General features: G+C 59.8%; 17 protein-coding genes. 6 read left to right on the plus strand and 11 right to left on the minus strand.

Going from position 1 to position 15,520, the window contains the following annotated elements:
* Positions 1-19: 19 nt before the first annotated feature.
* The 5 genes from sbmA to ACXHRN_RS04865 form a co-directional block, all read right to left on the minus strand.
* Positions 20-1,276: a peptide antibiotic transporter SbmA gene (gene sbmA / locus ACXHRN_RS04845; protein ID WP_488640208.1), complete on the minus strand. Its 1,257-nt coding sequence runs from the start codon at positions 1,274-1,276 to the stop codon at positions 20-22.
* A 214-nt stretch (positions 1,277-1,490) separates the two neighbouring features.
* The gene (locus tag ACXHRN_RS04850) at positions 1,491-2,111 is read right to left on the minus strand and encodes a hypothetical protein (RefSeq protein WP_488640209.1); all 621 of its coding nucleotides are present in this window, start codon (positions 2,109-2,111) and stop codon (positions 1,491-1,493) included.
* A gap of 28 nt (positions 2,112-2,139) precedes the next feature.
* On the minus strand, positions 2,140-2,457 hold the full coding sequence (locus ACXHRN_RS04855) for a PepSY domain-containing protein (protein WP_488640210.1): 318 nt from the start codon (positions 2,455-2,457) through the stop codon (positions 2,140-2,142).
* 81 nt (positions 2,458-2,538) lie between these two features.
* Positions 2,539-3,288, minus strand: coding sequence for a type I methionyl aminopeptidase (map, locus tag ACXHRN_RS04860; protein WP_488640211.1), 750 nt, complete (start codon positions 3,286-3,288; stop codon positions 2,539-2,541).
* A 60-nt stretch (positions 3,289-3,348) separates the two neighbouring features.
* Complete coding sequence (locus tag ACXHRN_RS04865; RefSeq protein WP_488640212.1) at positions 3,349-4,386, minus strand: LLM class flavin-dependent oxidoreductase; 1,038 nt, start codon at positions 4,384-4,386, stop codon at positions 3,349-3,351.
* Positions 4,387-4,541: 155 nt separating this feature from the next.
* Between ACXHRN_RS04865 and ACXHRN_RS04870 the strand changes: the two genes are divergently transcribed.
* A complete protein-coding gene (locus tag ACXHRN_RS04870; protein WP_488640213.1) occupies positions 4,542-5,177 on the plus strand; it encodes a LysE family translocator in 636 nt (211 codons plus the stop codon).
* Positions 5,178-5,242: 65 nt separating this feature from the next.
* Here the strand turns inward: ACXHRN_RS04870 and ACXHRN_RS04875 are convergent, their stop codons facing one another.
* From ACXHRN_RS04875 to ACXHRN_RS04890, 4 genes are all read right to left on the minus strand, one after another.
* Positions 5,243-5,656 carry a DoxX family protein gene (locus tag ACXHRN_RS04875; RefSeq protein WP_488640214.1) on the minus strand — a complete coding sequence of 138 codons (414 nt, stop codon included), beginning with the start codon at positions 5,654-5,656 and terminating at the stop codon, positions 5,243-5,245.
* 22 nt (positions 5,657-5,678) lie between these two features.
* Positions 5,679-6,155: an SRPBCC family protein gene (locus tag ACXHRN_RS04880; RefSeq protein WP_488640215.1), complete on the minus strand. Its 477-nt coding sequence runs from the start codon at positions 6,153-6,155 to the stop codon at positions 5,679-5,681.
* Between the two features lie 89 nt (positions 6,156-6,244).
* On the minus strand, positions 6,245-7,501 hold the full coding sequence (locus ACXHRN_RS04885) for an RNA polymerase sigma factor (protein ID WP_488640216.1): 1,257 nt from the start codon (positions 7,499-7,501) through the stop codon (positions 6,245-6,247).
* Positions 7,498-7,884 (minus strand): YciI family protein, encoded by a 387-nt coding sequence (locus ACXHRN_RS04890; protein ID WP_488640217.1) that lies wholly within the window; start codon positions 7,882-7,884, stop codon positions 7,498-7,500. The genes ACXHRN_RS04885 and ACXHRN_RS04890 overlap by 4 nt, the downstream gene beginning before the upstream one ends.
* 148 nt (positions 7,885-8,032) lie before the next feature.
* Between ACXHRN_RS04890 and ACXHRN_RS04895 the strand changes: the two genes are divergently transcribed.
* Positions 8,033-8,263, plus strand: a complete 231-nt coding sequence (locus tag ACXHRN_RS04895) for an AbrB/MazE/SpoVT family DNA-binding domain-containing protein (RefSeq protein WP_488640218.1) — start codon at positions 8,033-8,035, stop codon at positions 8,261-8,263.
* Positions 8,253-8,651, plus strand: a complete 399-nt coding sequence (locus ACXHRN_RS04900; protein ID WP_488640219.1) for a PIN domain-containing protein — start codon at positions 8,253-8,255, stop codon at positions 8,649-8,651. Before ACXHRN_RS04895 ends, ACXHRN_RS04900 begins: the two co-directional genes overlap by 11 nt.
* A gap of 4 nt (positions 8,652-8,655) precedes the next feature.
* Here ACXHRN_RS04900 and glpK read toward each other — a convergent pair whose 3' ends face one another.
* Together glpK and ACXHRN_RS04910 are read right to left on the minus strand one after the other, a co-directional pair.
* Complete coding sequence (gene glpK / locus ACXHRN_RS04905) at positions 8,656-10,152, minus strand: glycerol kinase GlpK (protein WP_488640220.1); 1,497 nt, start codon at positions 10,150-10,152, stop codon at positions 8,656-8,658.
* An 89-nt stretch (positions 10,153-10,241) separates the two neighbouring features.
* A complete protein-coding gene (locus ACXHRN_RS04910; protein WP_488640221.1) occupies positions 10,242-10,727 on the minus strand; it encodes a GNAT family N-acetyltransferase in 486 nt (161 codons plus the stop codon).
* Between the two features lie 149 nt (positions 10,728-10,876).
* On the opposite strand from ACXHRN_RS04910, the gene xdhA reads away from it, so the two are divergent.
* From xdhA to xdhC, 3 genes are read left to right on the plus strand one after another with little or no spacing between them, the layout of a single operon-like run.
* Positions 10,877-12,361, plus strand: a complete 1,485-nt coding sequence (gene xdhA / locus ACXHRN_RS04915) for a xanthine dehydrogenase small subunit (RefSeq protein WP_488640222.1) — start codon at positions 10,877-10,879, stop codon at positions 12,359-12,361.
* Positions 12,358-14,694 carry a xanthine dehydrogenase molybdopterin binding subunit gene (gene xdhB / locus ACXHRN_RS04920; RefSeq protein ID WP_488640223.1) on the plus strand — a complete coding sequence of 779 codons (2,337 nt, stop codon included), beginning with the start codon at positions 12,358-12,360 and terminating at the stop codon, positions 14,692-14,694. The genes xdhA and xdhB overlap by 4 nt, the downstream gene beginning before the upstream one ends.
* Before the next feature lie 7 nt (positions 14,695-14,701).
* The gene (xdhC, locus tag ACXHRN_RS04925) at positions 14,702-15,487 is read left to right on the plus strand and encodes a xanthine dehydrogenase accessory protein XdhC (protein WP_488640224.1); all 786 of its coding nucleotides are present in this window, start codon (positions 14,702-14,704) and stop codon (positions 15,485-15,487) included.
* Positions 15,488-15,520 lie beyond the last annotated feature (33 nt).

Raw genomic sequence — 15,520 nt, forward strand, 5'->3', positions numbered from 1 at the left:
AATACGCTGCCTAGCCGGCCTAGTCGTCAACCAATCCGGTTTCGAGATACGTCTGATCGATGGTCGGTAGGGGCTCATCGCCCAACACGGCTTCGAAGGCTCGAAGTCGCTTGAAGATCGACAACAGTTCGACGATGTCCGCCCACGAGTTCGCAAAGAACCGGAATGAGTCGTCAACCTTGCCAAATGCGTTGAGAACCTGCTGAAACACACCGAACGTGATGCCGGCAGTGACCACCGTTGGGCCAAGCGCGAAATAGGGAACGAATGTGGCGCCCTGGAGGTAGGCCCACTTGGCGACGTTGAAGTACATGTAGTTGAAATAGAGCCGGAAATAGTTGCGCCGAACAGCGGAGTAAAGTTCCACCAGTGTCAACGGATCTGCGCGGTGCGCGTGATCCTCGCCGTAAACCAGTTCCTTGCGGTATGCCGCTTCGACGCGTTGATTGCGAAATTCCAGGCCGGGTAGCTTGAAGCCGATAAGCGCGAGCAGGATCGTGCCGAAGCTTGCCGAGATAAGCGCCACGAAAACCAGCGAGCCGTCGACATTGCCGATGATCGGGATGTTCTTCACTTGCCTGGAAATGGTCCACAGCACCGGCAGAAATGCGATCAGTGTCATGACAGAGCTGACAAGGTTCACGCCGAGGTTCTCGACTTGTCGGGCAAAACGCATCGTGTCTTCCTGAACACGCTGCGAGGCACCTTCCACCATGCGCAACCGCTGCCATTCAGAGACGTAGTAGTCGTTCATCGCTGTACGCCAGCGGAAGATGTAGTGAGAAACGAGGAAGCTCAGCAGAACGATGAACGAAATACTGATGACGAGGATCAAGCCGACTGAGAACAAGGATCCATAATACTCGTTGACCGAAACGACGCGCGTCTTCGAAAGCGCAGCCTGCAACATGTCATAAAAAGTGCCGTACCACTCGTTCAGATAAACATCGATCTGAACGTTGAAGTAGGTTGAGAGCACGATGACGGTCGAGCCCCAAACTGACCAGGACCGCCATTTGTGGTCGCTAGCGAAAGTCCAGTACAGCGAGAATAAGATGCCGGCGCCGATGATGAAGGTGTAGATATACAGGCGGTCAGGCGTGATAAATGGCATGCGGCCATCGGGACCCGCCACGTTCGAGCCAAATTTGCCGAAAAAGGCCAACGCAGTTTGCCAACTGCCAAGAAATCCGAACCAGATTGCGCCGCATACCATGGACCACGCCACCGCCGACGAGAAAAAGACGGTGGGTTTGGGAAAGAACGACTTGAACAATGCAATCAGTCTCCGCTGTCACCCCGCAAACGATTGCGGAGCATCTATTCGCCGCGGACGGTAGTTTAGAAACCTTGTGCCTGCAATGGCTGCAAACCAACATGACACAGATGTAATCCGGCGGTTAGCCGGCTTTCACGTTTATCAGCCGCGAGCATGAAAAAGGCCGGACAAAAGGCCCGGCCGAATTGGTGCTGTCGATGCGTGTTGCGCCTTAGAACCTGCCGAGGCGGCTGCTCTGGCGATCTTCCCATTCCTCACGAGCCTCTGCCTGCGTGGATGCGCGAGCCGTCAGGCTGGGGTCGAATTCTTCCCAGCCGGCTTCCGTGTAGGTGCGGCGGCGTTCGCCGATATTGACCCGGCCTGCGCGGTCGAGAATGCCCTGAGCCTCGATGATGCGGTCATCGTGGACATGGGTGGTCACCAGCGAGCCGCCGCGACGGACGCTTTCGGCATAGACGTGGGCGTCTTCCTCGGTGATGTCAGAGCTGGTCAGCGCGCCGATGACACCGCCTGTGGCTCCGCCCACGACTGCGCCGGCCGCTGCGCCGGCAAGGGTCGAGGCAAGCCAGCCGGCTGCAACGACGGGGCCGATGCCCGGAATGGCAAGCATGCCGAGGCCTGCCAGCAGGCCGCCCGCGCCACCGGCAACGAGGCCGAGGCCGGAGCCGACGCCAATGCCGTCAGAGGTTGTCGAGTCGGCGCCATCGACAACGTGAGTCGGATCGCGCGAGATAAGCGAGATATCGTCTTCGGCAATGCCCGAGGCCCTGAGTGCCAGTACGGCATTTTCGGCTTCGGCATAGGTGTCGAAAAGTCCTGTAATTGTTTTCATGGTCGTTCTCCCTTCTCGAGGTTGAAGCCTACCGGGCTGCGACGTTGCCTTTGAAATCGAGGCCGACCTCCACCGGTGTCGATCCTTTGACGGCCTTGCCGCGCCAGATGCCCTGGGTGTCGAGCGCCAGCCCGGAAACACTGGTGAAGCCTGAAGCCTCGATGCGCTCTCTTGCCTGATTTTCGGTGAAGCTGTTTTCACCGGCCACCAGCGGCACACGATTGATGGCGCCGGTTGTCTCCGTCGCGGCATCTGGTGCAGGTGCTTGTGCATCGAGTGCAAGCACGGGAGTCGTCATGGAGACGGCGATTGTGCCGGCCAAGGCGGCGGTCAATAGCTTTTTCATATTGGCTCCTCGAGTTGTCGCCCCTTCGCCAGAAGGGTCCCCGACATAAACTCAAGAGCGGCCGGAAGGTTCCGATTTCAATTAGTCAGGCAGGGTCATGACGAGGGGGCCGTTGCGGGTGGCGACCACCGTATGCTCGTATTGTACGGTCAGAGTCTTCTTGTCGGCGAGCAGGGTCCAGGGGTCGTCGCTTGCCTCGGCCCACTGAGCGCCAAGCGACAGGAACGGCTCGACAGTGAAGACCTGACCTTCCTGAATAATACGCCGTTCGCTGGGATCCGGCCATGTCGCCAGTTCCGACGGCTCCTCGTGCAGCGAGCGGCCGACGCCATGGCTCGCCAGGTTCTGGATCAGCGTGTAGCGGTTCTTGGCGGCGAATGCGCCAATTGCCTGGCCAATCTTGGCATAGGGTTGGCCGACCTTGATCTGGTTCAGCCCGACCCAAAGCGCGCGCTTGCCGTCGCGGCAAAGCTTTTCCGCCTTCGACTGGCCGGGCGGTATGACGAACGAGGCGCCGGTGTCGCTGAAATAGCCGTCTTTGACCGCAGACACATCGATATTGACGAGATCGCCGGCCTTCAGCACGCGCGGCCCTGGAATGCCGTGTGCGACTTCTTCATTGACGCTGATGCAGGTGGCACCGGGAAAGCTGTAGCAGGTCTCGGGCGCCGATTGTGCGCCTTCATCCTCCAGCAGCTTGCGGCCGATGGCGTCGAGTTCGGCAGTCGTCATACCGGGCTGCATGGCGGCGGCCATCTTCTGCACCGTCGTGGCGCAGATGCGGCCGATTTCCCTGAGCTTGACGAGTTCTGTATCGTTGGAAACGACCATGTCTTCTTCCGATTTGCTTCAGTCGCTTCTAACGCTGACCTCGAACATAGGTCAATCAGTTCATTTACCGATCGCGTGGCGAACGATGGGCGCGACCTTGGTGCCGTAGAGCTCGATGCCGCGCAAGATCTGGTCATGTGGCATCAGCCCGATTGCCATCTGCAGCAGGAAGCGATCGTTGTTGAAGATCTTGTGGTGGGCGATGATCTTTCTCGCCAGCGTTTCCGGATCGCCGATGAACAATGCGCCATCCGGGCCGGTAGAACGGTCATATTGCGCCCGGCTCGACGGACCCCAACCGCGTTCGCGGCCGATACGGTTCATGACCTCGGTCGAAGGGCCGAAGAACTGGTCCTTGGCAAGCTGATCGGTGTCGGCGACGAAGCCATGGACATTGATGGAGGTTTTCAGCTTGGCCGGATCCTGGCCACCTTTTTCCGCCGCCTGACGATAGAGATCGAACAGCGGCGCAAAGCGCGCGGGCTCGCCTCCAATGATGGCAATGGCCAGCGGCAGGCCGAGATAGCCGGCGCGCGCGACCGATTGCGGGGTGCCGCCGACAGCGATCCACAGCGGCAGCGGATCCTGCAAGGAGCGCGGATAGACGCCGCGGTCGTTGATCGGTTTGCGCATCTCGCCCGACCACGTGACTTTCTCCTGGTCGCGGATGGCCAGCAAGAGGTCGAGCTTTTCGGTAAACAGCTCGTCGTAGTCGCCAAGATCGTAGCCGAACAGCGGAAAGGATTCGATGAAGGAGCCGCGCCCCGCCATGATTTCGGCGCGGCCGTTGGAGATCAGGTCGAGAGTGGCGAATTGCTGATAAACGCGTACCGGATCATCGGAGCTCAACACGGTGACGGCACTGGTGAGCCTGATATTCTTGGTGCGCGCAGCGGCCGCGGCGAGCGCGATTGCCGGCGCCGAGGCTAGGTAATCTTCGCGATGATGCTCGCCAAGCCCGAAGACGTCGAGACCGACCTGGTCGGCAAGCTCGATTTCCTCCAGCAGGTTCTTCATCCGCTGGGCGCCCTCCGGCCCACGCTGACCGGGTGCGGGGTTGGGGTTGACGTCTGCGAATGTGTAAAGGCCGAGTTCCATCGATGTGCTCCAAATCTCAATTGGCCCGAACATGGCTGTCATCGTGCTGAATTTAAAGAGCAACCGCGCGAAACAGACTGTTCGGTTTTTCGATTTTGCTGTTGCAAAGCGCGAATGCCTGTGGATTGCTCCGGTTTCAAACAGGGAGGTTCTTCATGTCGATCGAACATTGGCTGGCATTCAGCGCGGCATCCGCAATCCTGCTCGCAATCCCCGGACCCACGGTGTTGCTGGTGATTTCCTACGCGCTCGGCCACGGCAAGAAAGTCGCCTTTGCCACCGTCGCAGGTGTAACGCTCGGCGATTTCACCGCGATGACAGCGTCGATGATGGGGCTCGGTGCGCTGCTTGCGGCGTCGGCAACGATCTTCACCATCCTCAAATGGGTGGGAGCAGCTTATCTCATCTATCTCGGTATCAAGCTCTGGCGCGCACCCATCGCATCTGCCGCGCAAATGGAAGGCGATGAGCCGGTTTCGAATGAAAAGCCGCTGAAAATCTTCCTGCATGCATATCTTGTCACGGCACTGAACCCCAAGAGCCTGATCTTCTTCGTGGCCTTCCTGCCGCAGTTCCTCGATCCAGCCGCATCGCTTGCGCCGCAACTGGTGATTTTCGAAGCGACATTCCTTGTGTTGGCGACGCTGAATGCATCCTTCTACGCACTGCTGGCCGCGATGGCGCGCAAGCAGATCCGCAAGCCGCGGGTGCAGCGAATCGTCAATCGCACTGGCGGCTCATTGATGATCGGGGCAGGGGTGCTGGCGGCGGGATGGAAGCGGGCCAATTGAACGGGCGCGAAACGCTCCGCGCGGCTTTCTCGGATGAAGCCCAAGATGACTCGCGGAGGGCCTAGTCAAGCCTTTACAGGTATCACTTTCCGCAGCCACGGATAGCGGAAATACAATCCACCCCAGGCGATAATCCCGAGATAAAGCCCGAACAGCGTGTGGGAGAACAGTGGATTGCCGAGGCGGTAGTGCGTAGCCATCGCGCCGCCGAGATAGCCGGTGAGCAGGATGGCGCCGAGGATCGATGTTCGCGGGATGGCGTAGAGTAGTGTGCAGCCTAGCGTCAGCACGCCGAGGAAACGTGCGGAATTGACGTCGGCGGGAAGGCCAAGCTCCCTGCTGGTGTCGAGAACCACCTGCAACGGCACGAGCTTGATCGCGCCGTCGAAGATCAGGAAGGCGATGAGCAGGCCACTCAGAACCCAGCCGGCTATGTTGGCGCCACGGGTGGGGGCCTCGGAAATATCAAGCGTTTGCATCGGATTGATCCTTGATCGAAATCTACTTGGCGAGAAGGGCGGCGAGTTGGTCGGCGCATTGGCCCCAACCCTCGTGGAATCCCATCGTCTCATGCGCTTGCTTGTCTTCGACGGTCCAATGGCGGGCGGTGGCGGTGTATTTGGTCTTGCCGCCCGGCTGTTCTTCCAGCAGGATTTCGCCGACGAAGAACGGCTTGGCAGAGGGCTTCCAGCCTCCGGTAAACGCGTCGGTGAAGACGATCTTCTCGTTGGGAACCAGTTCGAGGTAGACTCCGACATTCGGATATCTGTTGCCGACCGCGTCCTGCATGACGATCATGTTTTCGCCTCCGGCTCGGACGTCGAGATGTGCTTCCGGTGTGGTGAATGGCAAGGGCGCGAACCATTTCTTCAGAATGTCCGGCGTGGTCCAGGCTTCGTAGATCTTTGCGGCCGGCGCATCGAATGTCCTGACTAGGACAAGTTCGCGGTCGGCGGTGTTGTTGGCGGCGTCGGTCATGCAATATCCTCCGTAAGATCTGGTTTGTATCTGCTGATGTTCCAAGGACGCCGGTCATCCGGTTGATCCGACAACCGTCAGCAAAAATCTCAAGTTTTTTCGTGTTCAGCTTCCGCTTCGAGCTGGTCGAGGTGCGTGCGGATATGGGCGGCCTCAGCCGGCGAATTGGCGAGTGCGATGGCGCGGTTGAAAGCCTCGCGGGCGGCGCGAACATCGCCGAGTTGCTTCAACAGTCCGCCCCGGACGCCATGGAAATAGAAGTAGCTGGAGAGTTCGTTCTCCAGGGGCGCGATGAGCGCGAGAGCAGCGGCGGGACCATCGGCCTTCGAAATCGCCACCGCGCGATTGAGGGTGACGACGGGCGAGGGTTGCAGCTGTTCCAGCATGCGGTAGAGAAGTTCTATTTGCCGCCAGTCGGTATCCTCGGCCACCTTGGCGCGCGCATGGAGAGCGGCGATTGCCGCCTGGATCTGGTAGGCGCCAGGCTGGCGATGTCTGAGCGCCTTGTCGATCAATGCTAGCGCCTCGCCGATCTGGCCCTCGTCCCAACGCGTCCGATCCTGCTTTTCGAGCAGGATGATTGCACCATTCGCATCCAGGCGCGCATTGCGACGGGCGTGTTGCAGCAGCATCAGCGCCAGAAGGCCCATGATCTCCGGCTCGGCGGGAAACAGTCGCAACAGGAGACGAGCGAGACGTATAGCCTCGTCACAGAACTGCGTGGCATCAGGATTGGCAGCTGCAGAGGAATAGCCCTCGTTGAAGACGAGGTAGAGCATGGCAGCAACGAGGCCAAGCCGCTCGGAGCGTTCGACGGCGCCGGGATTTTCAAACGGCATGCCGGCGGCCGCGACCTTGGCCTTGGCGCGGGTGATGCGCTGCTCCATCGCCGCTTCGCTCACAAGAAACGCCCTGGCGATCTGCTTGACGGAAAGGCCGGAGACGATGCGCAGCGCCAGTGCCAGTTGCTGTGTGGCCGGCAGATCCGGATGGCAGCAGATGAAGAGGAGGCGGAGAATATCGTCTCGGTAATGCGAGCCATCGAGACGTTCGACCAACCCCGCTTCCGCATCGCCGGTATCGGAAAGCTGATCCTCGGGCGGCAGTTCCGTCAGCTTGGCGCGGCGGCGGGTCTGGTCAACGCCGGCGTTGCGGCCGACCAAGATCAGCCAGGCGACGGGATCGGTCGGCGGGCCCTTGTCGGGCCAGCTTTTCAGCGCCCGCAGGCAGGCTTCCTGGAAGGCCTCCTCGGCAAGGTCCAGGTTGCGAAAGTAGCGCAGCAAGGCGCCCATTGCCTGGGGGCGAGCGCCAGTGAGTGCCGCGTCGATCCAGGCAATGTCAGTCATTTGGGGTTACCTGTAAAATTCTGGGGCGGATGGTAGAGGGCAAGCGGCCGGATCTCATAGGAGCCGGTGCCGGGGTTGGCCTCGGCAAGGTCTTTGGACATGGCGATTGCCTCTTCGAGATTTTCGCAATCGACGACGAAGAAACCCAGGAACTGCTCCTTGGTTTCGGCGAAGGGGCCATCGAGAATGAAATTTTCCTTGCCGGTCTTGCGCAGGGTCGTGGCGGCTGACGTTGGCAGCAAGCGGGCGACCGGGCCGAGCTTGCCCTGGCTGGCGATCTTGGCGGAGACGGCCTCGAGGCGTGCCATGGTCGCGGCGTCCTCTTCCTTGGACCAGTTCCAGACAAGATTTTCGTCGTTGTAGCAAAGAATGGCGTAGAGCATCGGATGTTCCTTCTGTGACCGAGGACGCATCAATACCGCCTAAGCCGACAACCGGCAGCAAGAATTTTCTGGGCCTTTGAGACATGATCTTGTTGGTCCCTGTCTGTGATGATATACATTTCCGAAATGTATATCCAAGGAGGGTGGAATGCGGATTTCCAAATGGGGAAACAGTCTGGGCGTGAGATTGCCAGCTTCTCTGGTTGAGACACTCGATCTCAAGGAAGGTGACGAAATCGAGTTGCACGCATCGTCGCAACGAGATTTCGAAGTCTATCGTAAACCGAGCCGGCAGGAATTGCTCGACCGATTGGATGCATTCCGGGGTCGATTGCCCGCTGATTTCAAGTTCGACCGAGATGAAGCGAATGCCAGGTAGGTTCCTGGATGCCAATGTCCTGCTTTGCCTTGCATCGCCCGATCAGAGGAAGGCATCTGCTTCAAAGCGTCTTCTTGAAGAAGAGTGCGTCGTCAGTGTTCAGGTACTCAACGAGATCGTAAACGTCCTGCGTAACAAGAACAGCATGCCGTGGGAGGAAATCCGTTCGTTTCTTGAGTTGGTAAAAGGGCTTACCGAGGTCGTGCCGGTCAATGTGGACACGCACCTCATCGGCGTGAACATTGCGGAACGCTACGGCTTCACTATCTATGATTCAATGATAGTAGCAGCGGCGATCCAGTCTGACTGCGATGTCCTTTTCACCGAAGATTTGCAGCATGGCCAGTTGATCGATGGGCTGACGAGAGTGGTTAATCCCTTCGCTTGATCGCCTATCCCCCGCTCAGCGTCCGTTTCACCGCCGCGTTCCAGCCCTTGATCTTGGTCTTGCGGGTCTTCTCGTCCATCTCCGGCGTGAACTTGCGATCGAGCGCCCAGCTCTCGGAAAAACCCTTCATGTCGGGCCAGACGCCGGCGCGGGAGCCGGCGAGCCAGGCGGCGCCGAGCGCTGTCGTCTCAAGAATCTTCGGGCGATCGACGGGAGCGTCGAGAATGTCGGCGAGCGCCTGCATCGTCCAGTCTGATGCCACCATGCCGCCGTCGACGCGCAACACGGTGTCGCGCTCGCCTTCGACCTTCCAGTCCTTGTGCATCGCGTCGGCCAGATCACGCGTCTGGTAGCAGACCGATTCCAGTGCGGCGCGCGCCAGCTCCGCAGGCCCGGTATTGCGTGTCAGGCCATATATCGCGCCACGCGCATCGGGATCCCACCATGGCGCGCCGAGCCCGGTAAAGGCGGGAACCAAGTAAACCGATTGTGCGGGATCAGCCGAGGCTGCAAGTGCCGCAGTTTCCGAGGCGTGCTTGATGATCTTCAGGCCATCTCTCAACCACTGAACAGCGGCGCCCGCGACGAAGATGGAACCCTCGAGCGCATAGGTCGTCTTGCCGTTCAGCCGGTATGCGATAGTGGTCAGCAGCCGGGCTTTCGAAGGCACCATATCGGCGCCGGTGTTAAGCAGCGCAAAGCAGCCTGTGCCGTATGTCGCTTTCAGCATGCCGGGCTGGAAGCAGGCTTGCCCGACCGTGGCCGCCTGCTGGTCGCCAGCGATGCCGAGAATGGGGATTTCAGCGCCGAACAGCGCCTTGTCGGTGACGCCAAAATCGGAGGCGCAATCACGCACCTCCGGCAGCATCGCCTTGGGGATCTCGAGGATTTTGAGAAGATCGTCGTCCCAGTGGTTCTCGGCGATGTTGTAGATCAGCGTGCGGGAGGCGTTGGTGGCGTCAGTGAGGAAGCTCCTGCCCGATGTCAGCCGCCAGAGTAGAAAAGTGTCAACCGTCCCGAAGCACAGTTCGCCCCTTTCGGCGCGCGCCCGGGCTCCCTTGGTTTTGCTCAGCAACCACGAGAGTTTGGTTCCGGAGAAATAGGGATCGAGCAGCAGGCCAGTCTTCTTGGTGAAGGTCTTTTCCAGTCCCTTGATCTTCAAGGCGTCGCAGAGGCGCGCCGTGCGGCGATCCTGCCAGACGATGGCGTTGTGGATCGGCTCGCCGGTCTGGCGATCCCAGACGACGACGGTCTCACGCTGGTTGGTGATGCCGATCGCCGCTATTCCGGCAGCCCTGATGCCGGCTTTGTCGATCGCTGTTCGGATCGCCCAGAGCGTCGTTTCCCAAATTTCCTCGGGATCGTGCTCCACCCAGCCGGATTGCGGGAAGATCTGCCGGAATTCCTTCTGGCCCTGGGCGACTGCCTTCATTGCGCCGTCGAAGACGATTGCGCGGCTCGATGTCGTGCCCTGATCGATCGCCAGAATATAGCCGGTCATTGGATCCTCCCCACCCATTTTCTTGTGTTGATTTTCAATATGAACTCAAAACGAAAGTCAAAGGAAAATAAACGCGCATCACTACTGCTTCAAAGCGCGGCAAAGGCCTTGGCGTAGTCGACTTTGCCGGAAGCCGCCGGAAGATCGTCTTCGCGCAGCGATAGCGCCATGAGATAGGGGCCGGCATAGGGGTTTTCGAACGGTGCCGCAGTCTCGGCAAGGAAACCGAAGCGCTGGTAATATTCCGGATCGCCGAGCACGAAAATGCCGTCCCATTCCTCCACACCAGCAAGTTCGATGCCTTCCTGGATAAGGGCCGCAGCGATGCCTTGGCGCTGATAGTCCGGCAGGACGGCAACCGGCGCCAGACCCAGCGCCCTGAAGGGTGCTGACATCCGCGAAAAGATCACCGTCCCGCAAAGCCGCCCATGCATCTCGGCGACCAGCGAGAACACGACATCGCCGTCCTCATAAAGGCGCGAGACGAGATCGGCCTCCTCCGGGCCTGGAAAGGCCTGCAGGAGTATCGCCTCGATCTCCGGCAGATCGGCCGGCATCGCATTTCTGATGATCATGTAACTCTCCTTCAACCGGCGGCACAGAACCATATTTCTTGCCATTTGCAAGTCGATGGCTAATTTTTGACCATCAGGTAAAATTCGCCTCTTGCGATTTTACGCATCTGCGCACAGGCTAGTGCCGGACAAGACAAAAGCGGAACAGCATGACTGAAAACTACCAGAACCACATTTCCTTCATCCTGAATGATCAGGATATCGTGCTCGATGCCATCTCACCGCGCCTGACGCTGCTCGATTGGCTGCGGCTCGACAAGCGGCTCACCGGCTCCAAGGAAGGCTGTGCGGAAGGCGATTGCGGTGCCTGCACCGTGCTGGTCGGGCGATTGGTCGATGGTGGGCTTGTTTATGAATCGGTCAACAGCTGTATCCGTTTCATGGGGTCGCTGCACGGCACGCATGTGGTGACGATCGAACACCTCAAGGGCAAGGACGGCGTTCTGCATCCGGTGCAGCAGGCGATGGTGGATTTCCATGGCTCGCAATGCGGCTTCTGCACCCCGGGTTTCGTCATGTCGCTCTATGGTTTGTGGCTGAGCGAGACCAATCCGTCGCGCGAGCGGATCGAGCAGGCGCTGCAAGGCAATCTCTGTCGATGCACGGGTTACGAACCGATCGTCAAGGCGGCAGAGATGGCGGCTTCGGTGCGGCCGTCTGCCATTTTTGATCCAATCGAAAAGACGCGCCACGAAGTGACGGAGAAGCTGACGGCGATTGCCGAAGGTGGCGCCGTGAAGATCGTCTATGGTGATGACGCGCTGTATGTCCCTGCCTCGCTAGCCGATCTTGCGGAGATTCTCGGCAAGCATCCGCATGCGACCGTCGTTGCCGGCTCAACCGATGTCGGCCTATGGGTGACCAAGCAGTTCAAGGCGATCAATCCGGCGATTTTCATTGGCGGACTGACTGCCCTGCAAACCATCGATGTGACAGAAGAAGGGATCAAGATAGGGGCTGGCGTCACCTACACGCAGGCGCTCAAGACGCTGTCTGAAACGCACCCGGCATTCGGCAAGCTGCTGCCGCGCATCGGGGGCGAGCAGGTCCGCAACATGGGCACGATCGGCGGCAATGTCGCCAATGGTTCGCCGATCGGCGATACACCGCCGCCGCTGATTGCGCTTGGCGCTTCGGTGTCGCTGCGCTCTCGCGAGGGTGCGCGAACCATGCCGATCGAGGAATACTTCATCGACTACGGCAAGCAGAACCGCGAGCGGCATGAATTTGTCGAAAGCCTTTCGGTGCCCTGCCTGCCCAAGGGCGTGGAGTTTGCGGTCTACAAGATCACCAAGCGCCGCGACGAGGATATCACGGCCGTTCTCGGCGCGTTCTGGCTCAAGCTCGATAGTGTGGGCAAGGTCGAAGAAATCCGGCTTGCCTATGGCGGTATGGCGGGCATTCCAAAGCGCGCCACGAATGTCGAAAACGCGCTGCTCGGCCTTGCCTGGACCGAGGCCAATGTAGCGGCAGCGGCGGCTGAACTCGGCAAGGATTTTACGCCGCTCAGCGATTGGCGCGCGACCGCCGAGTACCGCCTGTTGACGGCAAGGAACCTGCTGACACGGTTTTTCCTTGAAACGCAGGGCGAACAGGCCGAACTTGTGCGTTACGCAGCAGGAGCAGGCCGATGAACAAGATCGATCTCGTCTTCAAGTCCGAAATCTCGGGCCAGGTACACAAGGACCTCCGGCACGATTCCGCCCACAAGCATGTCAGCGGCGAGGCCGACTATATCGACGATATGGTTCTGCCCGAAGGCACGCTGCATATGGCGGCCGGTCTCTCGGACCGCGCGCATGCCGATATCTTGTCGCTCGATCTCTCCGAAGTCGAGGCCACGCCCGGTGTCGTTGATGTCCTGACCCACAAGGATATTCCCGGCCACAACGATATCGGCCCGAACCATCGTGACGACGAGCCGCTGCTGGCTGAGAAGCGCATCGAGTTCCATGGCCAGATGGTGTTCGTCGTGGTTGCCGAAACCCGCGAAATTGCCCGTGCCGCTGCCCGCAAGGCAAAGTTCACCTATCACGATCTGCCGCATGCCACCGATATTCTCGATGCCCGCAAGCTCGGCTACAAGCTGGTCACCGACCCGTTGACGCTGAAGCGCGGCGATGCCAAAGCCGCACTGAAATCGGCGCCGCGGACACTGAAAGGTTCCATGCGCATTGGCGGACAGGAGCATTTCTATCTTGAAAGCCATATAGCTCTGACGATCCCGGGCGAGGATGACGAGGTGATCGTCTGGTCTTCAACCCAACATCCCAGCGAAATCCAGCACATGGTTGCCAACATCCTGCAGATTCCGGTGCATGCGGTGACCGTCAATACGCGGCGCATGGGCGGCGGCTTCGGTGGCAAAGAAACTCAGGGTAGCCAGTTTGCTGCACTTTCCGCGCTGGCGGCCAAGCGGCTCAAGCGGGCTGTGAAATTCCGTCCGGACCGCGATGAAGACATTGTCATGACCGGCAAACGGCACGATTTCCTTGCCGAATATGAGGTGGGCTTCGACGATGACGGCCAGATCCTTGCGGTGAAGACCAATTACGCGGCGCGTTGCGGCTTTTCCTCCGATCTCTCCGGACCGGTCACGGACCGAGCGCTGTTTCACGCCGACAACGCCTATTTCTATCCCAATGTGCTGCTGACATCGGAGCCGATCAAGACCAATACGGTGTCGAACACAGCTTTCCGCGGTTTCGGCGGGCCGCAGGGGTTGTTGGGTGGCGAGCGCATCATCGAGGAAATCGGCTATGCGATCGGTGTTGATCCGTTGGAAATCCGCAAGCGCAATTTCTATGCGATCGAGGGCGACGAGCGGTGCCTGACGCCCTATCACCAGAAGGTCGAGGACAATATTATCCACCGGATCGTGCACGAGCTCGAGACCTCGGCCGATTACCAGGCGCGTCGCAGGGATATCATCGAGTTCAACAGGACTTCGCGCGTGATCCGCAAGGGCATAGCGCTGACTCCGGTGAAGTTCGGCATATCGTTCACATTCACGCCGTTCAACCAGGCGGGCGCGCTGGTGCATCTCTATCAGGATGGCTCCATTCACCTCAACCACGGTGGCACCGAAATGGGGCAGGGGCTCTATACCAAGGTTGCCCAGGTGCTGGCCGACGAGTTCCAGGTCGACATCGACCGGGTGAAAATCACAGCAACGACCACAGCCAAGGTGCCGAACACATCAGCGACGGCGGCCTCCTCCGGTTCGGATCTCAACGGCATGGCGGCCTATGATGCAGCGCGCCAGCTCAAGGAGCGACTCTACGCATTTGCCGCCGAAAAGTGGAAGGTGCCGGTTGCCGAGATTGCTTTCCTGCCCAATCGGGTGCGGGTCGGCGATCGGGAAATTCCGTTCCCGAATTTCATCAAGGAAGCCTACATGGCGCGCGTGCATCTCTCCGCCGCGGGCTTTTACAAGACGCCGAAGATCCATTGGGATCGCGCCAAGGGGCAGGGTCGGCCGTTCCTTTACTATGCCTATGGCGCTTCTTGCTCCGAAGTGTCGATCGATACCTTGACCGGCGAATACCAGATCGAGCGCACCGACATTCTCCATGATGTCGGCAAGTCGCTGAATCCGGCGATCGACAAGGGTCAGGTGGAGGGCGCTTTCGTGCAGGGCGTGGGCTGGCTGACCACCGAAGAACTCTGGTGGGACGGCAAGGGCCGGCTCCGCACACATGCGCCCTCCACCTACAAGATTCCCCTGGCTTCGGACCGGCCGCGCATCTTCAACGTCAAGCTGGCCGAATGGTCGGAAAACAAGGAGATGACCATCGGTCGTTCCAAGGCCGTTGGCGAGCCGCCCTTCATGCTTGGCGTGTCGGTGTTCGAGGCGTTGTCGATGGCGGTGGCGTCCGTGGCTGATTACCGGGTCTGCCCGCGGCTCGATGCACCGGCGACGCCCGAGCGGGTGCTGATGGCGGTGGAGCGGATGCGGGCGGTCTGAGGGACAAATGACCTTCGAAAACTTCCTGTCGCTTCCCAGCGAAAAAATCCTCATCGAAGTCACCCGCACCCGCGGTTCTACGCCGCGTGAGGCTGGGACCTTCATGCTGGTCAGCGGCGGCAGTCTGTGGGGCACGATCGGCGGCGGGCATATGGAGTTCGAGGCTGTCGATCTGGCCCGCGCCATGCTGGCCGATGGCAGATCGGCAGAGATGCTCGATATCACGCTCGGACCTGACAGTGGCCAGTGCTGCGGCGGACGCGTCGAGCTCTCGCTGAAGCGTGCGGACACCAGCTCTATCGAAGCACTGAGGGCGAGGTTAGTGCGCGAAGCTGGCGATTATCCTGATGTCTATATCTTTGGCGCCGGGCATGTTGGCCGGGCGCTGGCCGTGGCGCTCAAGCCGTTGCCCTTCAAGGTCACGGTGGTGGAGACAAGGCAGGAAGAGCTCGATCTGCTGGCGCCGGGCATCGAACATCGACTTGAGGCGATGCCGGAGTCCGTGGTTGGGGGTATAAGAGCTGGCGGGGCTGCTGTAATCACGACCCACGATCATGCGCTCGATTTCCTGATAGGTGCCGAGGTGCTGAAGCGCGAGGATCTCGCCTATGCCGGCATGATCGGCTCGAAAACCAAGCGCGGTGTGTTCCTTCACTGGCTCGAAGACGCAGGCTACGAGCGATCGATCATCGACAAACTCGTGCTGCCCATCGGAGCGAGCCGCCTCAAGGACAAGCGGCCGGAGGTGATCGCGGCGCTGGTGGCGGCGGAACTGCTGGTCGCTCTGCTCTGACTATCCTTCGGCACCGCTTCCGTCGTCCCACGA

This window comes from Shinella sp. OV683 (assembly GCF_057787725.1).

What these genes read in the sequence shown, in the direction of transcription:
- ACXHRN_RS04880 (WP_488640215.1), bottom strand. Translation starts at nt 6,155, where the DNA reads ATGACCGACGCCGCCAACAACACCGCCGACCGCGAACTTGTCCTAGTC.
- map (WP_488640211.1), bottom strand. Translation starts at nt 3,288, where the DNA reads ATGGTCGTTTCCAACGATACAGAACTCGTCAAGCTCAGGGAAATCGGC.
- ACXHRN_RS04870 (WP_488640213.1), top strand. Translation starts at nt 4,542, where the DNA reads ATGTCGATCGAACATTGGCTGGCATTCAGCGCGGCATCCGCAATCCTG.
- glpK (WP_488640220.1), bottom strand. Translation starts at nt 10,152, where the DNA reads ATGACCGGCTATATTCTGGCGATCGATCAGGGCACGACATCGAGCCGC.
- xdhB (WP_488640223.1), top strand. Translation starts at nt 12,358, where the DNA reads ATGAACAAGATCGATCTCGTCTTCAAGTCCGAAATCTCGGGCCAGGTA.
- ACXHRN_RS04890 (WP_488640217.1), bottom strand. Translation starts at nt 7,884, where the DNA reads ATGCTCTACGCCATTCTTTGCTACAACGACGAAAATCTTGTCTGGAAC.
- xdhC (WP_488640224.1), top strand. Translation starts at nt 14,702, where the DNA reads ATGACCTTCGAAAACTTCCTGTCGCTTCCCAGCGAAAAAATCCTCATC.
- ACXHRN_RS04895 (WP_488640218.1), top strand. Translation starts at nt 8,033, where the DNA reads ATGCGGATTTCCAAATGGGGAAACAGTCTGGGCGTGAGATTGCCAGCT.
- ACXHRN_RS04865 (WP_488640212.1), bottom strand. Translation starts at nt 4,386, where the DNA reads ATGGAACTCGGCCTTTACACATTCGCAGACGTCAACCCCAACCCCGCA.
- ACXHRN_RS04875 (WP_488640214.1), bottom strand. Translation starts at nt 5,656, where the DNA reads ATGCAAACGCTTGATATTTCCGAGGCCCCCACCCGTGGCGCCAACATA.
- ACXHRN_RS04900 (WP_488640219.1), top strand. Translation starts at nt 8,253, where the DNA reads ATGCCAGGTAGGTTCCTGGATGCCAATGTCCTGCTTTGCCTTGCATCG.
- ACXHRN_RS04885 (WP_488640216.1), bottom strand. Translation starts at nt 7,501, where the DNA reads ATGACTGACATTGCCTGGATCGACGCGGCACTCACTGGCGCTCGCCCC.
- ACXHRN_RS04855 (WP_488640210.1), bottom strand. Translation starts at nt 2,457, where the DNA reads ATGAAAAAGCTATTGACCGCCGCCTTGGCCGGCACAATCGCCGTCTCC.
- ACXHRN_RS04850 (WP_488640209.1), bottom strand. Translation starts at nt 2,111, where the DNA reads ATGAAAACAATTACAGGACTTTTCGACACCTATGCCGAAGCCGAAAAT.
- ACXHRN_RS04910 (WP_488640221.1), bottom strand. Translation starts at nt 10,727, where the DNA reads ATGATCATCAGAAATGCGATGCCGGCCGATCTGCCGGAGATCGAGGCG.
- xdhA (WP_488640222.1), top strand. Translation starts at nt 10,877, where the DNA reads ATGACTGAAAACTACCAGAACCACATTTCCTTCATCCTGAATGATCAG.